The 14746-nt window shown below is 67.5% G+C and carries 15 protein-coding genes; 8 read left to right on the forward strand and 7 right to left on the reverse strand.

The features are described 5' to 3' along the window. Positions 1-53 precede the first annotated feature (53 nt). A complete protein-coding gene (locus TabM4_RS08970; RefSeq protein WP_434621392.1) occupies positions 54-623 on the reverse strand; it encodes a YcbK family protein in 570 nt (189 codons plus the stop codon). A 335-nt stretch (positions 624-958) separates the two neighbouring features. Between TabM4_RS08970 and TabM4_RS08975 the strand changes: the two genes are divergently transcribed. The 4 genes from TabM4_RS08975 to TabM4_RS08990 are packed head-to-tail and all read left to right on the forward strand — an operon-like array spanning position 959 to position 5240. Further along, positions 959-2620, forward strand: a complete 1662-nt coding sequence (locus tag TabM4_RS08975; RefSeq protein ID WP_434621394.1) for a L,D-transpeptidase family protein — start codon at positions 959-961, stop codon at positions 2618-2620. A gap of 36 nt (positions 2621-2656) precedes the next feature. Then, on the forward strand, positions 2657-3751 hold the full coding sequence (locus TabM4_RS08980) for a UDP-3-O-(3-hydroxymyristoyl)glucosamine N-acyltransferase (RefSeq protein ID WP_434621397.1): 1095 nt from the start codon (positions 2657-2659) through the stop codon (positions 3749-3751). 35 nt (positions 3752-3786) lie between these two features. Continuing rightward, on the forward strand, positions 3787-4047 hold the full coding sequence (locus tag TabM4_RS08985; RefSeq protein WP_434621994.1) for an acyl carrier protein: 261 nt from the start codon (positions 3787-3789) through the stop codon (positions 4045-4047). Beyond that, positions 4044-5240, forward strand: coding sequence for a beta-ketoacyl-[acyl-carrier-protein] synthase family protein (locus TabM4_RS08990; protein WP_434621400.1), 1197 nt, complete (start codon positions 4044-4046; stop codon positions 5238-5240). Before TabM4_RS08985 ends, TabM4_RS08990 begins: the two co-directional genes overlap by 4 nt. Before the next feature lie 56 nt (positions 5241-5296). Here TabM4_RS08990 and TabM4_RS08995 read toward each other — a convergent pair whose 3' ends face one another. Then, positions 5297-5944 carry an invasion associated locus B family protein gene (locus TabM4_RS08995; protein ID WP_434621403.1) on the reverse strand — a complete coding sequence of 216 codons (648 nt, stop codon included), beginning with the start codon at positions 5942-5944 and terminating at the stop codon, positions 5297-5299. A 471-nt stretch (positions 5945-6415) separates the two neighbouring features. Here TabM4_RS08995 and TabM4_RS09000 point away from each other — a divergent pair, with 471 nt between their 5' ends. Both TabM4_RS09000 and TabM4_RS09005 read left to right on the forward strand, forming a co-directional pair. Then, positions 6416-7969 (forward strand): helicase HerA-like domain-containing protein, encoded by a 1554-nt coding sequence (locus TabM4_RS09000; protein WP_434621406.1) that lies wholly within the window; start codon positions 6416-6418, stop codon positions 7967-7969. 135 nt (positions 7970-8104) lie between these two features. Beyond that, entirely contained in the window at positions 8105-8332 is a 228-nt protein-coding gene (locus tag TabM4_RS09005; RefSeq protein ID WP_434621409.1) for a hypothetical protein, read from the forward strand. Positions 8333-8341: 9 nt separating this feature from the next. On the opposite strand, the gene TabM4_RS09010 is transcribed toward TabM4_RS09005, so the two are convergent. The 4 genes from TabM4_RS09010 to TabM4_RS09025 all read right to left on the reverse strand — a co-directional run bounded on the left by TabM4_RS09010 (position 8342) and on the right by TabM4_RS09025 (position 12327). Continuing rightward, the gene (locus TabM4_RS09010; RefSeq protein ID WP_434621412.1) at positions 8342-9640 is read right to left on the reverse strand and encodes an HlyC/CorC family transporter; all 1299 of its coding nucleotides are present in this window, start codon (positions 9638-9640) and stop codon (positions 8342-8344) included. Between the two features lie 65 nt (positions 9641-9705). Then, a complete protein-coding gene (locus tag TabM4_RS09015; RefSeq protein WP_434621415.1) occupies positions 9706-10653 on the reverse strand; it encodes a tyrosine recombinase in 948 nt (315 codons plus the stop codon). 2 nt (positions 10654-10655) lie between these two features. Further along, complete coding sequence (locus TabM4_RS09020; RefSeq protein ID WP_434621418.1) at positions 10656-12203, reverse strand: hypothetical protein; 1548 nt, start codon at positions 12201-12203, stop codon at positions 10656-10658. Further along, entirely contained in the window at positions 12193-12327 is a 135-nt protein-coding gene (locus tag TabM4_RS09025) for a hypothetical protein (RefSeq protein WP_434621421.1), read from the reverse strand. Before TabM4_RS09025 ends, TabM4_RS09020 begins: the two co-directional genes overlap by 11 nt. Before the next feature lie 219 nt (positions 12328-12546). Here TabM4_RS09025 and TabM4_RS09030 point away from each other — a divergent pair, with 219 nt between their 5' ends. Further along, the gene (locus TabM4_RS09030) at positions 12547-13092 is read left to right on the forward strand and encodes a shikimate kinase (protein WP_434621424.1); all 546 of its coding nucleotides are present in this window, start codon (positions 12547-12549) and stop codon (positions 13090-13092) included. A 1-nt stretch (position 13093) separates the two neighbouring features. After that, positions 13094-14209 (forward strand): 3-dehydroquinate synthase, encoded by a 1116-nt coding sequence (gene aroB, locus TabM4_RS09035; protein WP_434621426.1) that lies wholly within the window; start codon positions 13094-13096, stop codon positions 14207-14209. An 18-nt stretch (positions 14210-14227) separates the two neighbouring features. Here aroB and TabM4_RS09040 read toward each other — a convergent pair whose 3' ends face one another. Then, positions 14228-14671, reverse strand: coding sequence for a hypothetical protein (locus tag TabM4_RS09040; RefSeq protein WP_434621429.1), 444 nt, complete (start codon positions 14669-14671; stop codon positions 14228-14230). Between the last annotated feature and the right edge of the window lie 75 nt (positions 14672-14746).

Consider the following 14746-nt stretch of genomic DNA (forward strand, 5'->3'; position numbering starts at 1 on the left):
CGAAAAATCTTCGCGGCGAAAATTCTTCGGACGAAGAATTTTCGGGGGCGGTGTCAACCGCCCCAGTGGCGGATCGGGCCGCAATCCATGTGGACGAAGTTGGAGCGCGAGTAGCGCCCCACGCCGCCCGAGGCGCAGGCCTCGGCCGCGCGGGCCATCTGGCTGACCGAGCGGGATTTCAGGCGCAGGTCTGCGGCCTGACCTTTCATGTGCAGCGAATTCCGTGCCACGCCGGAGGAGCGGTTGCGCAGCATCGCGTTGGTCGCGGGGCTGCGATAGCCGGAGAGGAGCGTGTAGGGTTCGGTCACATCCATCAGGCTGTGCGCGGCGGCCATGATGTCGATGGTGCGGTTGTCGATCGAGATCTTGTCGTTGCTGCGCCAGTCGCGCATGAAGTGATTGATCTCCTTCATCACCTCGGGAATGTAGTCGCCTTCGATCCAGTAGATCGTGTCGAGGCTTTCGCCGGTGCGGCCCGAATACATGCGGATGCGGCGGATGTCGCCCGCGCCACGCAGGAGGCCGAAGGCGTTGGAGTAGGTCGGCGCTGCGGCCACGACGGTGGCGGCGAAGACGCCGAGCAGGCCGCGACGGGTTACGCCAAGATTCGTCTTCTCTGTCATGCCGACCGCTGTCCCCGGTTCGTCTGCGCTGCGTTAAACTGCAGCTTTCATGCCACTTTTCCCCAAGTGCCCCGCGGTTATGCCACAGGAAAATCGACCGCCCAAGCGTTGATTGGCCGCTGTCGGGAGACAATCGCGGAATCGGCAAGAATCTGCTTAAAGCCCGGGGCGACCCTGCAAAAGAAGGCATCTGTTGCGCGGAGGGCGCGGTGGCGCGCCAAAGCGGGCCGCCACGAAAAGACCCAGCTTTTCTGGTGGGTTGTGAATGGACTCCGACCGGGGAATCACTCAAATTGCAACAAGTGCAAGGAATTTCGATGGGTTCGAGGGATAAGATGGGTACGTTTGGCCGTGGCGGCGTGAGGGGTTCTGCGCGGGGGCGCGGTGCGGGTGCGGCCTTGCTGCTTTCGGTGGCGCTGAGCGGTCCGGCTTTGCCGGCCATGGCGCAGACGGTGTCTTTGCCCTCGCAGCCTGCGGATGGGATGGTTGCGCCCTTCATGCAGGCGATGGCCGTGGCCTTGCAGGGGGATGAGGTCCTTGCCGAGTATTACGCCGCGCGGGAGTATCGGCCGCTCTGGACCGGGCCGCAGGATGCGGAACGGCGGGCGGCGCTGTTTTCGGCGTTGGACGGGGCGGCGGCGCATGGTCTGCCTGTGGCGCGCTATGATGCGGGAGCGCTGCGCGCGGCTTTTGCGGCAGCGCAGACGGAGGGGGATCGCGGGCGTCTGGAAGTGCGGATGGCGCGGGCCTTCCTCGACTATGCCTCGGATGTGGCGACGGGCGTTCTGGACCCGGAGAAGGCTGATGCGGGCATCCATCGCGAGGTGACGCGATTGAACCCCTTGGTGCTGCTGGCCCGGGCGGAGAACGGCAATCTGGCGCAGGTGCTGCGGTCGCTGCCGCCGAAGACGCCGGAATATGCGCGGCTGATGAAGGAGAAGCTGTCACTGGAGGCGAAGATCGCGGCGGGCGGCTGGGGTGCGCCGGTGGCGGCTGCTGCGGTGATGCCGGGGGATCAGGGTCCCGCGGTGGTGGCGCTGCGCGACCGGCTGGTGGCGATGGGATACCTGACGCGGTCGGCGACGGCGGTCTATGACCGCACGCTGCAGGCGGCGGTGCAGCGGTTCCAGATGGATCACGGGCTGGAGGCCGACGGGCGCGCGACCGAGGCGACGCTGGCCGAGATCAACGTGGCGCCGGAGGCGCGGGTGCAATCCATCGTCGTGGCGATGGAGCGGCTGCGCTGGATGCATGACGTGGAGCGCGGGGCGCGGCATATCTGGGTGAACCAGCCGGATTTCAGCGCGAAGATCGTGGATCACGGCAAGGTCACCTTCCAGACGCGGGCGGTGATCGGGAAGAACGTGCCGGATCAGCGCAGCCCCGAATTTTCGGACGTGATGGACCATATGGTGATCAACCCGTCATGGGGCGTGCCGCGGTCGATCATCGTGAAGGAATATCTGCCGCTTTTGCAGCGGAACCCGAATGCGGTGAGCCATCTGCAGGTGATCGACCGCAACGGGCGGGTGGTGCCGCGGGGGGCGGTGAATTTCGCGGCCTATTCGGCGCGGAGCTTCCCCTTTGGCCTGCGCCAGCCGCCGTCGGACGGGAATGCGCTGGGGAAGGTGAAGTTCATGTTCCCCAACCCCTACAACATCTATCTGCATGACACGCCCGCGAAGGAATTGTTCGATCACGAGGTGCGCGCCTACAGCCATGGCTGCATCCGGCTGGCGGACCCGTTCGACTTTGCCTATGCGCTGCTGGCGATGCAGTCGGACGATCCCAAGGGGCTGTTCCAGAGCCATCTGGACAGCGACCGGGAGACGGTGGTGAAACTGGAGGAGAAGTTGCCGGTGCATCTGGTCTATTTCACCGCATGGCCGACGGCCAAGGGCGAGATGACCTATCGGCGCGATGTCTATGGGCGTGACGCACGGATATTCGAGGCGCTGACCGAGGCCGGGGTGGCCTTGGACGGCGTTCAGGGGTAAGCCTGCCGCCGACCGCCTTTTCCGGGGACGCTGCACATGGCCCATACGATCCGCGATATCGCCACGGCGCTTGGGGCCGAGGCTGCGGGTGATCTTGACCTCGTGGTGAGCCGCGCGTCGGAGCCGCAGAGCGCGGGTCCGGAGGCGCTGGCCTTGGCGATGGACCCGAAATATGCGGGCGGGATCGCGCAGGGGCGGGCGCGGGCGGCGCTGCTTTGGCCGGGGGCGGATTGGCAGGGGTTGGGGCTGGAGGCCGCAATCTTTGCGCCGCGCGGGCGGCTGGCGATGGCGGGGCTGACGGTGCTGATGGACCCGGGGCCGGAGATCGCGGGCGGAGTGCATCCGATGGCGGTGGTGGATGCGGGGGCCGAGATCGGCGCGGGCGCGGCCATCGGGCCATTCGTGGTGATCGGGCGGGGCGTCAGGATCGGGGCGCGGGCGCGGATCGCGAGCCATGTGTCCATCGCCGAGGGGGCGGTGATCGGGGAGGATGCGCTGATCCTGCAGGGGGCGCGGATCGGGGCGCGGGTCACGATCGGCGACCGTTTCATCTGCCAGCCTGGCGCGGTGATCGGGGCGGACGGGTTTTCCTTTGTCACGCCGGAGAAATCGGGCGTGGAGGAGATCCGCGAGACGCTGGGGGAGCGCGGCGACATCCGGGCGCAGAGTTGGACGCGCATCCATTCGCTGGGGGCCGTGACCATCGGCGACGATGTGGAGGTGGGTGCAAATGTCTGCATCGACCGGGGCACGATCCGCGACACGGTGATCGGGTCGGGGACCAAGCTGGATAACCTTGTCCATATCGGCCACAACGTGCAGGTCGGGCGCGACTGCCTGCTGTGCGGGCAGGTGGGCATCGCCGGATCGGCGCGGATCGGGGATCGCGTGGTGATGGGCGGACAATGCGGGGTGAATGACAACATCTTTGTCGGCGATGACGTGATTGCCGGGGGGGCTACCAAGATTTTCACCAATGCGCCTGCGGGGCGGGTGCTGCTGGGCTATCCTGCGGTGAAGATGGAGACCCATGTGGAAATGCAGAAGGCCCTGCGCCGCCTGCCGCGGCTTGCCGCGAAGGTGGCCGAGATGGAGCGGATCGTCATGCCCCGGTCATCGGATCAGGGTTAGGTCGGGCCGACGGCAGGGCGGGGAAGGGCGTGATGATGGATGTGCGCGAGAAGGTGGTGGCAATCCTTGCGGAACAGGCGGTTCTGGAGGTTTCCGACGTGACGATGGACAGCACGTTGGAGGCGCTGGGGATCGACTCGCTGGGTCTGGTGGAGGCGATCTTTGCGATCGAGGAGGCCTTCGACATCGCCGTTCCGTTCAATGCCAATGATCCCGCGCAATCGGACTTCGACATGACCAGCGTGGCGGCCATTGTGGCGGCGGTCGAAGGGCTGGTTTCGCAGAAGGCGGCATGAGGCGCGTCGTCATTACCGGGGCGGGGACCGTCAACCCTTTGGGGCATGACGTGGCGCAGACCTTTGCGGTCATGGCCGAGGGGCGGGGCGCGATCGGGCCGCTGGACCTGCCCGATGTGGAGCGGCTTTCGGTGCGGATCGGGGCGCAGGTGCGGGGCTGGGATGCGGGGCTGCATCTGGAGCGCGGGGTGATGGCGGCGGCGGACCGGTTCGCGCAGATGGCGCTGGTGGCCGGGGCGCAGGCGATGGCGCAATCGGGGCTGGTCGTGGAGGAGGGCCTTGATTGCGGGGTGATCCTTGGCACGGCGGGCGGCGGGTTGCAGACCACGGATGACAGCTATCGCGCGGTCTATGCCGAGGGGAAGAACCGGGTGCATCCGTTGACGGTGCCGAAGCTGATGGCGAGTGCGGGGGCGAGCCATTTGTCCATGGCGCATGGGATGCGCGGGCCGGTCTTCACCGTCTCCACCGCCTGCGCGAGTTCCAATCATGCGATGGGGCTGGCCTTCCAGATGATCCGGTCGGGGGCGGCGCGGGCCGTGCTGACGGGAGGGGCGGAGGCGATGCTGTGCTTTGGCGGGATCAAGGCTTGGGAGGGGTTGCGGGTGATGTCGCAGCGGGCTTGCCGCCCGTTCAGCCGGACGCGCGACGGGATGGTGCAGGGCGAGGGGGCGGCGGTCTTCGTCTTTGAAGAGCGGGAGGCGGCGCTGGCGCGGGGCGCGGAGGTGCTTGCGGAGGTGGCGGGCTTTGCGATGACCTCGGATGCGGGGGATCTGGTCGCGCCTTCGGCGGAGGGGGCGGCGCGCGCGATGGCGGGCGCGCTGCGCGATGGCGGGATTGCGGCGGGGGATGTGGGTTACATCAACGCGCATGGCACCGGGACGGCGGCGAATGACCGGACGGAGGCGGCGGCGATCCGGGCGGTGTTCGGCGATGCGCCGCCGCCGGTGAGTTCCACAAAGGCGATGCATGGCCATATCATCGGCGGGACCGGGGCGGTGGAGGCGCTGGCCTGCCTGATGGCGCTGCGCGAGGGGGTGCTGGCCCCGACCATCGGTTTCGAGGAGGCGGACCCGGATTGCGCGTTGGACGTGGTGCCGAACGAGGCGCGGCGGGCGCGGGTGGAGGTGGCGCTTTCCAACGCCTTCGCTTTTGGCGGGTTGAATGCGGTGCTGGCCTTTCGGCGGGCCTGAATGGAAAAGGCCGCGCCTTGGGGGCGCGGCCTTCGTCGGATGGGTCTGGCCCGCGATTATTCGGCGGCGGGCGCGGCGCTGGCCGCGACGGCGTCATAGCCTGCGGTGAAGCCGCTGAGCGAGACTTCCAGCGCGACGGTCTGGTCGGGGGCGACGGCGGGGACGATGGTCAGCGTGGCCTTGCCGCCTTTCTTGAAGGCGTCCACCTCTTCGGCGGTGAAGCCCACGCGGGCGACGCAGCCGATCTGCGAGCAGAAGGTGAAGGGATAGGCCTTGGGCGTGGCCGCATCGACGCCGATGCGCAGCCCGGCGGTGAGCAGGGTTTCAAGCGGGGCGATGATCGTGGCGCCAGCCGCAGCCTCGCCGCCCGCGGGGAGGGTGAAGAGGCCGATTTCGGCGACCGAGGTGCCTTGGCCATCTTTCAGCAATTGGTAGAGCTGGCAGGGTTCGGTGCCTTCGGCGACACGGACGCAGCGCAGTTCCCAAGCGCCGTGGGTTTCCTTGACATAGGTGGAACCCGGCCCTTCGGCGGGCGTCTGGCCCATGGAGAGGCCGGTATCGGGCATTGCGGCCGCTTCGGGCGTGCCTTCTGCGGGGGCCGCGCCTTCGGCAGGCGCTTCCTGCGCGAGGGCTGCCGCGCCGGTGGCGAGGCCGAGGCCGAGGGAGAGGGCAAAGGCAACCTGCCGGGAAATGACGAGAGACATGGAGACCGTCCTTGATGTGTTCGGGGCGGGATTACCATGCGGGGGCGGCGCTGTCAGGTGCCAAATTGGTGATGCGCGGAGGCGGGCCTTGGGTCAGAGAAAAGGCGTCTGCCGGAATGAAAAAGGGCCGGAAGACCCAGCCCTTTTTCGCATCGTTTGTTTGCTCCCTGTCGGACTGGCCGACTTCATGGGAGGGGACGCTAAGGGGTTCTTTCCTATCCGTCAACAGGGAATCTGATTGCGGCGAGGGCTGAAAACATTGGAGAAAAACTGTCCTTTCGGTCAAAAGCGGGGCGTCATCTCCGGCTTTTGCGCGGGGCGCACACGTGGGGCGGGAAAACCGCTCTTCTGCAGTTGTGCAATTCAGGCAGGGCTCTGGCATGGGCGCGGGAAGCATGTATGTTCGCAGCCTGGGATGTGGTTTCTGCGACGGGCCGAAGGGGCCTGCGCAGGGTGACGGGGGCAGGACGAATGACCGATCAGGCAAGCATATTCGTGGGCGGTGGCGGCGAGGGCTATGGGTTGCCGCAGCAGCTTTTGCTGAAATACGGCAACCACCACGGGCTGATCGCGGGGGCGACAGGGACGGGGAAGACCGTGACCCTGCAGATCTTGGCGGAGGGGTTCTCGGCAGCCGGGGTGCCTGTGTTCATGGCCGATGTGAAGGGGGACCTTTCGGGCCTTGGCGCGGCGGGGTCGGAGGCGCACAAGCTGCATGGGGCCTTCATGGAACGGTCGGCCAAGATCGGGCTGGACCTGACCTATCGGGCCTTCCCGGTGGTGTTCTGGGACCTGTTCGGCGAGCAGGGGCATCCTATCCGGGCGACGGTGGCGGAGATGGGGCCGCTGCTTCTGTCGCGGCTTCTGGAACTGACGGAGCCGCAGGAGGGCGTGCTGAACGTGGCCTTCCGTCTGGCCGACGAGGAGGGGTTGCCGCTTTTGGACATGAAGGACCTGCAGGCGCTGCTGGTCTTTATCGGGGAGAATGCGGAGGCGATTTCCACGCGCTATGGGCTGGTGGCGACGGCATCGATCGGGGCGATCCAGAGGCGGCTTCTGGTGTTGGAGAACGAGGGGGGCGCGAAGCTGTTCGGGGAGCCTGCGCTGGATCTGGCGGATCTGATGCTGGTGGATGGCAGCGGGGCGGGGCGGATCAACATCCTTGCGGCGGACAAGTTGATGAACAGCCCGCGGCTTTATGCGACCTTCCTGCTGTGGCTGCTGTCGGAACTGTTCGAGACGCTGCCCGAGGTGGGTGACCCAGACAAGCCGAAGCTGGTCTTCTTTTTCGACGAGGCGCATCTGTTGTTCGACGACGCGCCAAAGGCGTTGGTGTCGAAGGTGGAGCAGGTGGCGAGGTTGATCCGGTCGAAGGGGGTGGGGGTTTATTTCATCACCCAGAACCCGGCGGATGTTCCTGAAGATATTCTTGGGCAGTTGGGCAACCGGGTGCAGCATGCGCTGCGGGCCTTTACGGCGAAGGACCAAAAGGACCTGAAGATGGCGGCGGAGACCTATCGCCCGAACCCGCGGTTCGACACGCAGGAGGCGATCCGCGATGTGGGGACGGGCGAGGCGGTGACGTCCTTCCTTGAGAACAAGGGGGTGCCCGGGATCGTGGAGCGGACGTTGATCCGCCCGCCATCGAGCAGGCTTGGCCCCATTGAACCTGCGCTGCGGGCGCAACTGATGGTGCAATCGCCGGTGTCCGGGAAATACGACAAGGTGGTGGACCGCGAGAGCGCCTATGAGATGCTGCGCGCGCGAGCCGAGGCCGCGGCGCGGGAGGCGGCGGCGGAGGCCGCGCCTGCGCCTGCGGAGGCGGATGACGGGTTCAGCCGGGCGCGGCGCTATGACGGCGGTGCGGTGCCGGAGAAGCGGAACGGTACGAAACGCGAAAGCGCGTCGAGCCGGAGCGATTCCATCGGGACAGCCTTTGCCAAGAGCTTTGCCCGGCAATTGGGCACGAAGACAGGTCAGGCCGTGGTGCGCGGCATCCTTGGATCACTGTTCCGCAGCCGCTGATCGGCGGGTTTCCGCCCCGGTCCGGGGAAGGATGGGGAGTGACCCATCCTTTGGTAACGACCCTATCCATAGGAAGTGTAGCGCGGGCGGCGCGAAAGGCGCAGGGTCACCCTGAAGCAAACAGGGGACGGCGTCATGGGCAGGATGACCGGCATCGGGGTCACGGCTTCGGAGCGGGCGATGACCGGGCAGGTCGCGCCGCTTTGCGGGACGGGGGCGGGTGTGATTGATCCGCTGGTGATCGATCTGAACCTGCGCCTGCTGTCGGGACGGGCGGAGCGCATGGCGCTTGAGGCCAGTTGCGCGGAGGCGGGCGTTCTTGTCGATGAGGCGGGCAGGGTGACGCGGTTACGCCTGCCCTGACGCCCGGAGCTAGAGCGGGCGGATGCGCAGGCGGGTGATGCGGTTTTCGCGTTTCTGCATCACTTCGAAGCGGAAGCCGTGGAAGCTGAAGGTCTGGCCTTCTGCGGGGATGGTCTGCGCCTCGTGGATCACGAGGCCCGCGATGGTGTTCGCCTCGTCATCCGGGAGGGTCCAGTCATTGGCGCGGTTGAGGTCGCGGATCGTCATGGCGCCGTCGACGATGTAGTCGCCGCCCTCGGTGCGGGACAGGCCGCCATCCTTGGCGACGATGTCGAATTCGTCGGTGATCTCGCCCACGATTTCCTCGAGGATGTCTTCCAGCGTGATCAGGCCCTGCAGCGCGCCGTATTCATCAACGACCAGCGCGAAATGGGTGCGCCGGGCGAGGAATTCGCGCATCTGTTCGTCGAGCGTGGTGGTTTCGGGGATGAAGTAGGGTTTCATCGCCACCTTGAGGATGTCGAGGAGCGAGAGGGCCTGCGGGACGCTGTCCTCGGTGTCATGGGTCAGGCGGTGGACTTCGCGCAGGAGGTCCTTGGCGTGGACGACGCCGAGGATGTTTTCGTCGCTGTCGCGGAAGATGGGCAGTCGGGTATGGGGGGAGGCCAGCGCCTGCGCGATGATCTTTTCCGGCGGGTCGTCGGCGTTGAGCATCTCGATCTGGCGGCGGTGGCGCATGATTTCGTCCACCGTGCGGTGGGTGAGGTCGAGCGCGCCGAGCAGGCGGTCGCGGGCCTCTTTCTCCACCGCACCTTCGGAATGGCCGAGCGCGATGGTTCCGGCGATCTCTTCGCGGATGGCGGTGATGCGACCGTCTTCGTTGCCGCGCACGCCGAGGGCGTAGAGGAGGCCGCGCACGAGGAGGCGGACGAGGGAGACGACGGGGGAGAAGATGACGATCAGGACGCGGATGATGGGAGCGACGCGGGAGGCGACGGATTCCGGATAGGTGATGGCGAGTGTCTTTGGCAGCACTTCGCCGAAGATCAGGACGAGGACGGTCATGACGAGGGTGGCCAGCGCGACGCCGCTGTCGCCGAAGAGACGGGTGAGGAGCGCGGTGGCCAGAGAGGCCGAGAGGATGTTGACGATGTTGTTGCCAAGGAGGAGCGCGCCGATCATGCGTTCGCTGTCTTCCGTCACCGCCATGGCCGAGGCGGCCCCGCGCGAACCCTTGTCGGCCTGCGCCTTGAGTTTGCCGCGGGAGGAGGCGGTGAGGGCGGTTTCCGAGCCGGAGAAGAAGGCCGAGAGGCAGAGCAGGCCGAGGATGGCGGCGGCGGTGATCCAGAAGGCGGCGTCGAGCGTCATGGGTGTTCCGGTGCGTCACCGCCTTGATGGCGGCGGAGCGACTATGGGGGAGGCGGGGCGCAGGCTCAAGCCTTGGTGGCTTTGCGGGCCAGCGGATGATGCGCGAGGACGAGGGATTTCAGGTGGTCGTCCAGCACATGGGTGTAGATTTCGGTGGTGGCGACATCGGCATGGCCGAGCAGCGTCTGGATCACGCGGAGGTCGGCACCTCCTGCGAGGAGGTGGGTGGCGAAGGCGTGGCGCAGGCGGTGGGGGGTGACGGCGGCGGGCGAGATGCCGGCTGCGACCGCGATATCCTTGAGCATCAGGTGGAAGTGCTGGCGGGTGAGGTGGCCTGCCGCGCCGGGGCCGGGAAAGAGGTAGCGGCTGGCGGGGCGGCCCTGTTTGCGGGCGGCCTCCTCTTCGCTGTCGCGATGGGCAAGCCATGCGGCGAGGGCGGCACGGGCCGGGGCGGAGAGGGGGACCATGCGTTCCTTGCCGCCCTTGCCGCGCACGAGGATCATCTTGGGATCGCCGCGCGCGGCGGCGACGGGGAGTTCCACCAGTTCCGACACCCGCATCCCGGTAGCGTAGAGCAGTTCCATCAACGCGGTGTTGCGGAGCCTTTCGCCGGGCGTCCGGCCCTTGGTGCGGGCGGCGTCGAGCAGGCGTTCGGCCTGTTCTTGGGAAAGGGTTTCGGGCAGGCGCTGGGTCGCCCCCGGCCCCTTGATGCGCAGGGCGGGGTTGTCGTCGCGCCAGCCTTCCTCATGCGCGAAGCGGTAGAGTTGGCGGATGGAGGAGAGGCGGCGGGCGCGGGTGGCCTTGGACAGGCCCTGCGCCTCGCAATGGACGAGGTAATCTTCGACGGTTTCGCGCGTGGCAGTGGCGAAGTCGAGGCTGCGATGGGCGAGCCAATCCGCGTAATCCTTCAGGTCGCGGCCATAGGCGAGGCGCGTGTTGCGCGCGGCGTCGAGTTCGGCGGCCTGTGCTTCGAGGAAGGCGGAGATCCAGCGGTGATCGTCGCGCGGGGGCATGGTCAGCCCCGCCGTTCCAGCAGAAGGAGTTCGAGGGCCGCGCGGCGGGCGGCGCGTTCGAGGCCCAGCTTGCGCAGCATGGCCAGCCCGTCGGTGACGCCGTCGAGATCGCCCTGCACGCCGCGTTCGATCTTTTCAACAGCGGTGAGGATTGCCTCGCCGATGCGGCCTTCTTCCCAGAGGGCTAGGAGGTCGTCGGCGGGTTCGTGGCCGATGAAGGCGGGCGCGATGGCGCGCGAAAGCGTGTCGGGCGGGGTGAGGCCGGTCACATCGCCTTTGGCGATGCCGAGGAGGAAGGCTTCTTGCGGGGTGGTGGGGGTGCGCTTGGCCGCGAAGGATTCGAAATCCGGGGAGAGGAGGCCGATGGTGAAGGCGATGCGGCCTGCCTCGCCATCGAGGGGCAGGTCAGAGAGGCGTTTGCCGTAGAGATCGGCGAAGGGCACCTCAAGCTCGGCCTCGGTCATGCGGGCCCAGACATCGGGGAGGGATTGCAGGATCGCGGCGCGTTCATTGGCGCCGAGCGCGGTGTCGAAGCGCTGGAAGGCGGCGACGCGGTCCCAGACCCCGCCGGAGGCTGCGGGTTTGCGTTCGGTGTAGAGGCCGAGCAGGAGGTTGGGCGAGATGGCCCCGGCGCGGGCAAGGCGTTCGGCGGCCTCGACCTGTGATTTCAAGCCCGCCTGCGGGCGCAGTTCGGCATGGGCGAAGGCGATGGGGAGGGTGGCGGTGGAGAGGGGTTCGCCAATCGCCTCGAACATGCGCCATGACAGGGGGGTGATGCGGGAGGGCGTGGAAAGGGGCGGTTCGCCCTCGAAGAGGTCGGGGTCGAGGAAGCGGGAAAGGAGGGCGTCCTCCTCGTACGTGATGTAGCCGAGCGCCTGACCGGTGCGCAGGGTGAGGGCGGCGGCGTTCCAGTCGCCGGAGCGGGCAAGGCAGAAGATGCGGGCGGGGAAGGTTGGGGCGAGGCCGGGGGATTCCACCATGATGCGGCAGCCGCGGTCCTCTTCTCCGGTGAGGAGGGCCACGTCGAAGCTGCGGCGGAAAAGGCCGGGATCGCGGGAGCCAGCCGCATCGAGCAGGGCGCGGGCCTGATCCAGCGCGCCCATGTCGAGCAGCTTGTCGATGCGTGCGGTGAGGAGGCGGGCGGAATTGCCGGAATCGGCGGGCGGTTCGGCCTCGGCCAGAAGGAGGGTGAGGAGGAGGCCGCGCAGGGCAGGCAGGCTGTCGACGCGTTCGGCGCCGATGAGGGCCACGATGCCGTCGGTTCGGGCGGGGCCCCAGAGCGCGGCGGGAAGGCCCGTGACCTTGGGCGAGAGCAGGCCCACGGCATCGGCGGAGGGAGCGCCGATCACGCTGACAGCGACGTTTTCCTGCACGATTCCCGTGGTTACGGCGGGGGCGTCGGGCTGCGGGGAGACCGCGCCGGGGGCGGTGACGGATTGCGACAGCCAGTCGATGGCCGAAAGCGGTTCCTCGGCACGCAGCGTGGCCGGAAGGCAGGCCAGACCCAGCGCCAGCGCGGCAGCGAAGGGGCTGCGTGCGTCAATCGGCATTCAATGTCACCGGAACCTTCACCTCGGCCTGATCGGGGGTGATGTCGCCGAAATAGGCGAATCCCGTCAGGCCGATGAAGCCGAGGATTGCCAGAACGACCAGAGCCTTGATGATGCGCCCCATGATGTCTTGCCTTTGCCTTTGCGTCCGCTTGCTGCGGATTTTCGTCTTGTCGCGCCTGCCCGGTGCTGCGGGGCAATCTGCCCCGAAGCACGGGCGGATGCCATGCCCCCGACTGCGATTATATATGGCTTTCGCCGCGACTTCACGCCATTGAGGGGGAAGAATGGCGGTTCGGCGGGCGGATTTGCGCCGGACACGAAGGTTTGATGCGGATTGCGGGTGATGGAGCGGCTGAAGAAGACCGTTGTCATGGTGGGAATGATGGGGGCCGGGAAGACGGCGGTCGGAACGGCTGTCGCGCGGTCCTTGGGTGTGGCCTTCCGCGATTCGGACGAGGAGATCGTGAAGGCCGCCAACCGCACCATCGCAGAAATATTCGAACGGGATGGCGAGCCCTTCTTCCGGGCGCGGGAAACGGAGGTTCTGGCTCGGCTGTTGCGGGGGAAGCCCTGCATCCTGTCGACGGGGGGCGGGGCCTTCCTGTCGGAGGCGAACCGCGGCCTGATCCGGCAGGCGGGGGTTTCGGTCTGGCTGCGGGCGGATCTGGATCTGCTGTGGCAGAGGGTGCGGCACAAGACGACGCGGCCCCTGTTGCGGACCGCCAATCCGCGCGAGACGCTGCGCGCCCTGTATGAGGCGCGGGTGCCTCTCTATGGCCTGGCCGACATCGTGGTGGACAGCGCGGCCGATCTGTCGGTGGACGAGATGGCGGCGAAGGTCGTGGCGGCGCTGGCGGCGCGGCCGGACGTTCTGGAAGGGGAATGACATGGCGGTGGATGTGGTGCCGGTCGCGCTGGGGGCGCGGTCCTATGAGGTGCGGATCGGCCCCGGCCTGATCGACCGCGCGGGGGCGGAGATCGCGCCCTTGCTGAAGCGTCGCCGTGCGGCGGTGGTGACGGATGCGACGGTCGCGCCGCTGCATCTGGCGCGGCTGGTGGCGGCGCTGGAGGCGGAGGGGATCGCGGTTGCGACGCTGGCCCTGCCTGCCGGAGAAAGCACGAAGGGGTGGGAGCAATTCGGGCGCTGCGTGGAATGGCTTCTGGAGCAGAAGGTGGAGCGGCGGGATATCGTCGTGGCCTTTGGCGGGGGGGTGATCGGGGATCTTGTGGGCTTTGCCGCCGCCGTGCTGCGGCGGGGGGTGCGGTTCGTGCAGATCCCGACGACCCTGCTGGCGCAGGTGGACAGTTCGGTGGGGGGCAAGACGGGGATCAACACGGCGCAGGGCAAGAACCTTGTGGGGGCGTTCCATCAGCCGTCTCTGGTGCTGGCCGATATCGGGGTGCTGGAGAGCCTGCCCGCGCGGGATTTTCTGGCCGGATATGGCGAGGTGGTGAAATACGGCCTTCTTGGCGATGCGGCCTTCTTCGACTGGCTGGAGGGGAACGGGCCTGCGCTGGCGGGGGATGCCGCGAAGCGCCAGCACGCGGTGCGGCGGTCGGTGGAGATGAAGGCCGGCATCGTGGAGCGGGACGAGACCGAGGAGGGGGAGCGCGCGCTCTTGAACCTAGGCCATACCTTCTGCCATGCGCTGGAGAAGGCGACGGGCTATTCCGACCGGCTGCTGCATGGGGAAGGCGTGGCCATCGGCTGCGCGCTGGCCTTCGAATTGTCGCAGAGGTTGGGCCTGTGTGCGCAGGAGGCCCCCGGCCGGGTGCGGGCGCATCTGCGGGCCATGGGGATGAAGGTCGATCTGGCCGACATTCCGGGCGAGTTGCCGGGGGCGGAGGCCTTGGTCGCGCTGATGGGTCAGGACAAGAAGGTTGTGGACGGGAAGCTGCGCTTCATCCTTGCGCGGGGGATCGGCGAGGCCTTCGTCGCGGATGAGGTGCCGCCCGGAATGGTGACGGCGCTGCTGGACGAGGCGCTGGCGGCGCGGCGCTAGGGCCGCGCCGGGGCGGGATCAGAACAGGACCTTGTAGCTGTTGCCCTGCGTGTCGGTCGCGGTGCCCGTGCCGCTGGTGGTGCCGCTGCCCATGACGAAGGTGCCCTGCACGATGGTGCCATCCTTGCAGACGGCATAAAGCTCGCCCGAGTTCACGCCCGCGACGGTTTCGCGGTCACGCCCGAGCCTGCCGCCCAGATCGCGGATCGAGAGGCTGATGCCGCGTTCCTTGGACACGACGGTCGGGGCGACGGTCGTCCATGTGCCGGAGCAGCGCGGGCCTTTGGGGATGCGGAAATTCAGTTGGCCGGAATTGTCGTCGCTGTTGGTGGCGCGGGCCACGATCACGGGCGGCGGGACCTGCGCGGCGAGCGGGCCGGAGACGGGATAGAGCTGCATGTCCTTGCTGGCACCGCAGGCGGTGAGCAGGCCGAGGGAGGCGAGGGCGAGCAGTTTCTTCACGGAAAACCCCGTTCGGTTGGCTGAGTCGTTGGCGGGGGAACCTAAGGCCAGTGCGCGGCGGGGACAATGGCGCTG

Source organism: Tabrizicola sp. M-4 (assembly GCF_051132405.1).
Classification (GTDB): domain Bacteria; phylum Pseudomonadota; class Alphaproteobacteria; order Rhodobacterales; family Rhodobacteraceae; genus Paragemmobacter.

Coding starts and splice junctions, on each gene's coding strand:
- TabM4_RS08995 (WP_434621403.1), bottom strand. CDS start 5,944: ATGTCTCTCGTCATTTCCCGGCAGGTTGCCTTTGCCCTCTCCCTCGGC.
- aroB (WP_434621426.1), top strand. CDS start 13,094: ATGGCGGTGGATGTGGTGCCGGTCGCGCTGGGGGCGCGGTCCTATGAG.
- TabM4_RS09015 (WP_434621415.1), bottom strand. CDS start 10,653: ATGCCCCCGCGCGACGATCACCGCTGGATCTCCGCCTTCCTCGAAGCA.
- TabM4_RS09020 (WP_434621418.1), bottom strand. CDS start 12,203: ATGCCGATTGACGCACGCAGCCCCTTCGCTGCCGCGCTGGCGCTGGGT.
- TabM4_RS09025 (WP_434621421.1), bottom strand. CDS start 12,327: ATGGGGCGCATCATCAAGGCTCTGGTCGTTCTGGCAATCCTCGGCTTC.
- TabM4_RS08985 (WP_434621994.1), top strand. CDS start 3,787: ATGGATGTGCGCGAGAAGGTGGTGGCAATCCTTGCGGAACAGGCGGTT.
- TabM4_RS09000 (WP_434621406.1), top strand. CDS start 6,416: ATGACCGATCAGGCAAGCATATTCGTGGGCGGTGGCGGCGAGGGCTAT.
- TabM4_RS08980 (WP_434621397.1), top strand. CDS start 2,657: ATGGCCCATACGATCCGCGATATCGCCACGGCGCTTGGGGCCGAGGCT.
- TabM4_RS08975 (WP_434621394.1), top strand. CDS start 959: ATGGGTACGTTTGGCCGTGGCGGCGTGAGGGGTTCTGCGCGGGGGCGC.
- TabM4_RS09010 (WP_434621412.1), bottom strand. CDS start 9,640: ATGACGCTCGACGCCGCCTTCTGGATCACCGCCGCCGCCATCCTCGGC.
- TabM4_RS08970 (WP_434621392.1), bottom strand. CDS start 623: ATGACAGAGAAGACGAATCTTGGCGTAACCCGTCGCGGCCTGCTCGGC.
- TabM4_RS08990 (WP_434621400.1), top strand. CDS start 4,044: ATGAGGCGCGTCGTCATTACCGGGGCGGGGACCGTCAACCCTTTGGGG.
- TabM4_RS09005 (WP_434621409.1), top strand. CDS start 8,105: ATGGGCAGGATGACCGGCATCGGGGTCACGGCTTCGGAGCGGGCGATG.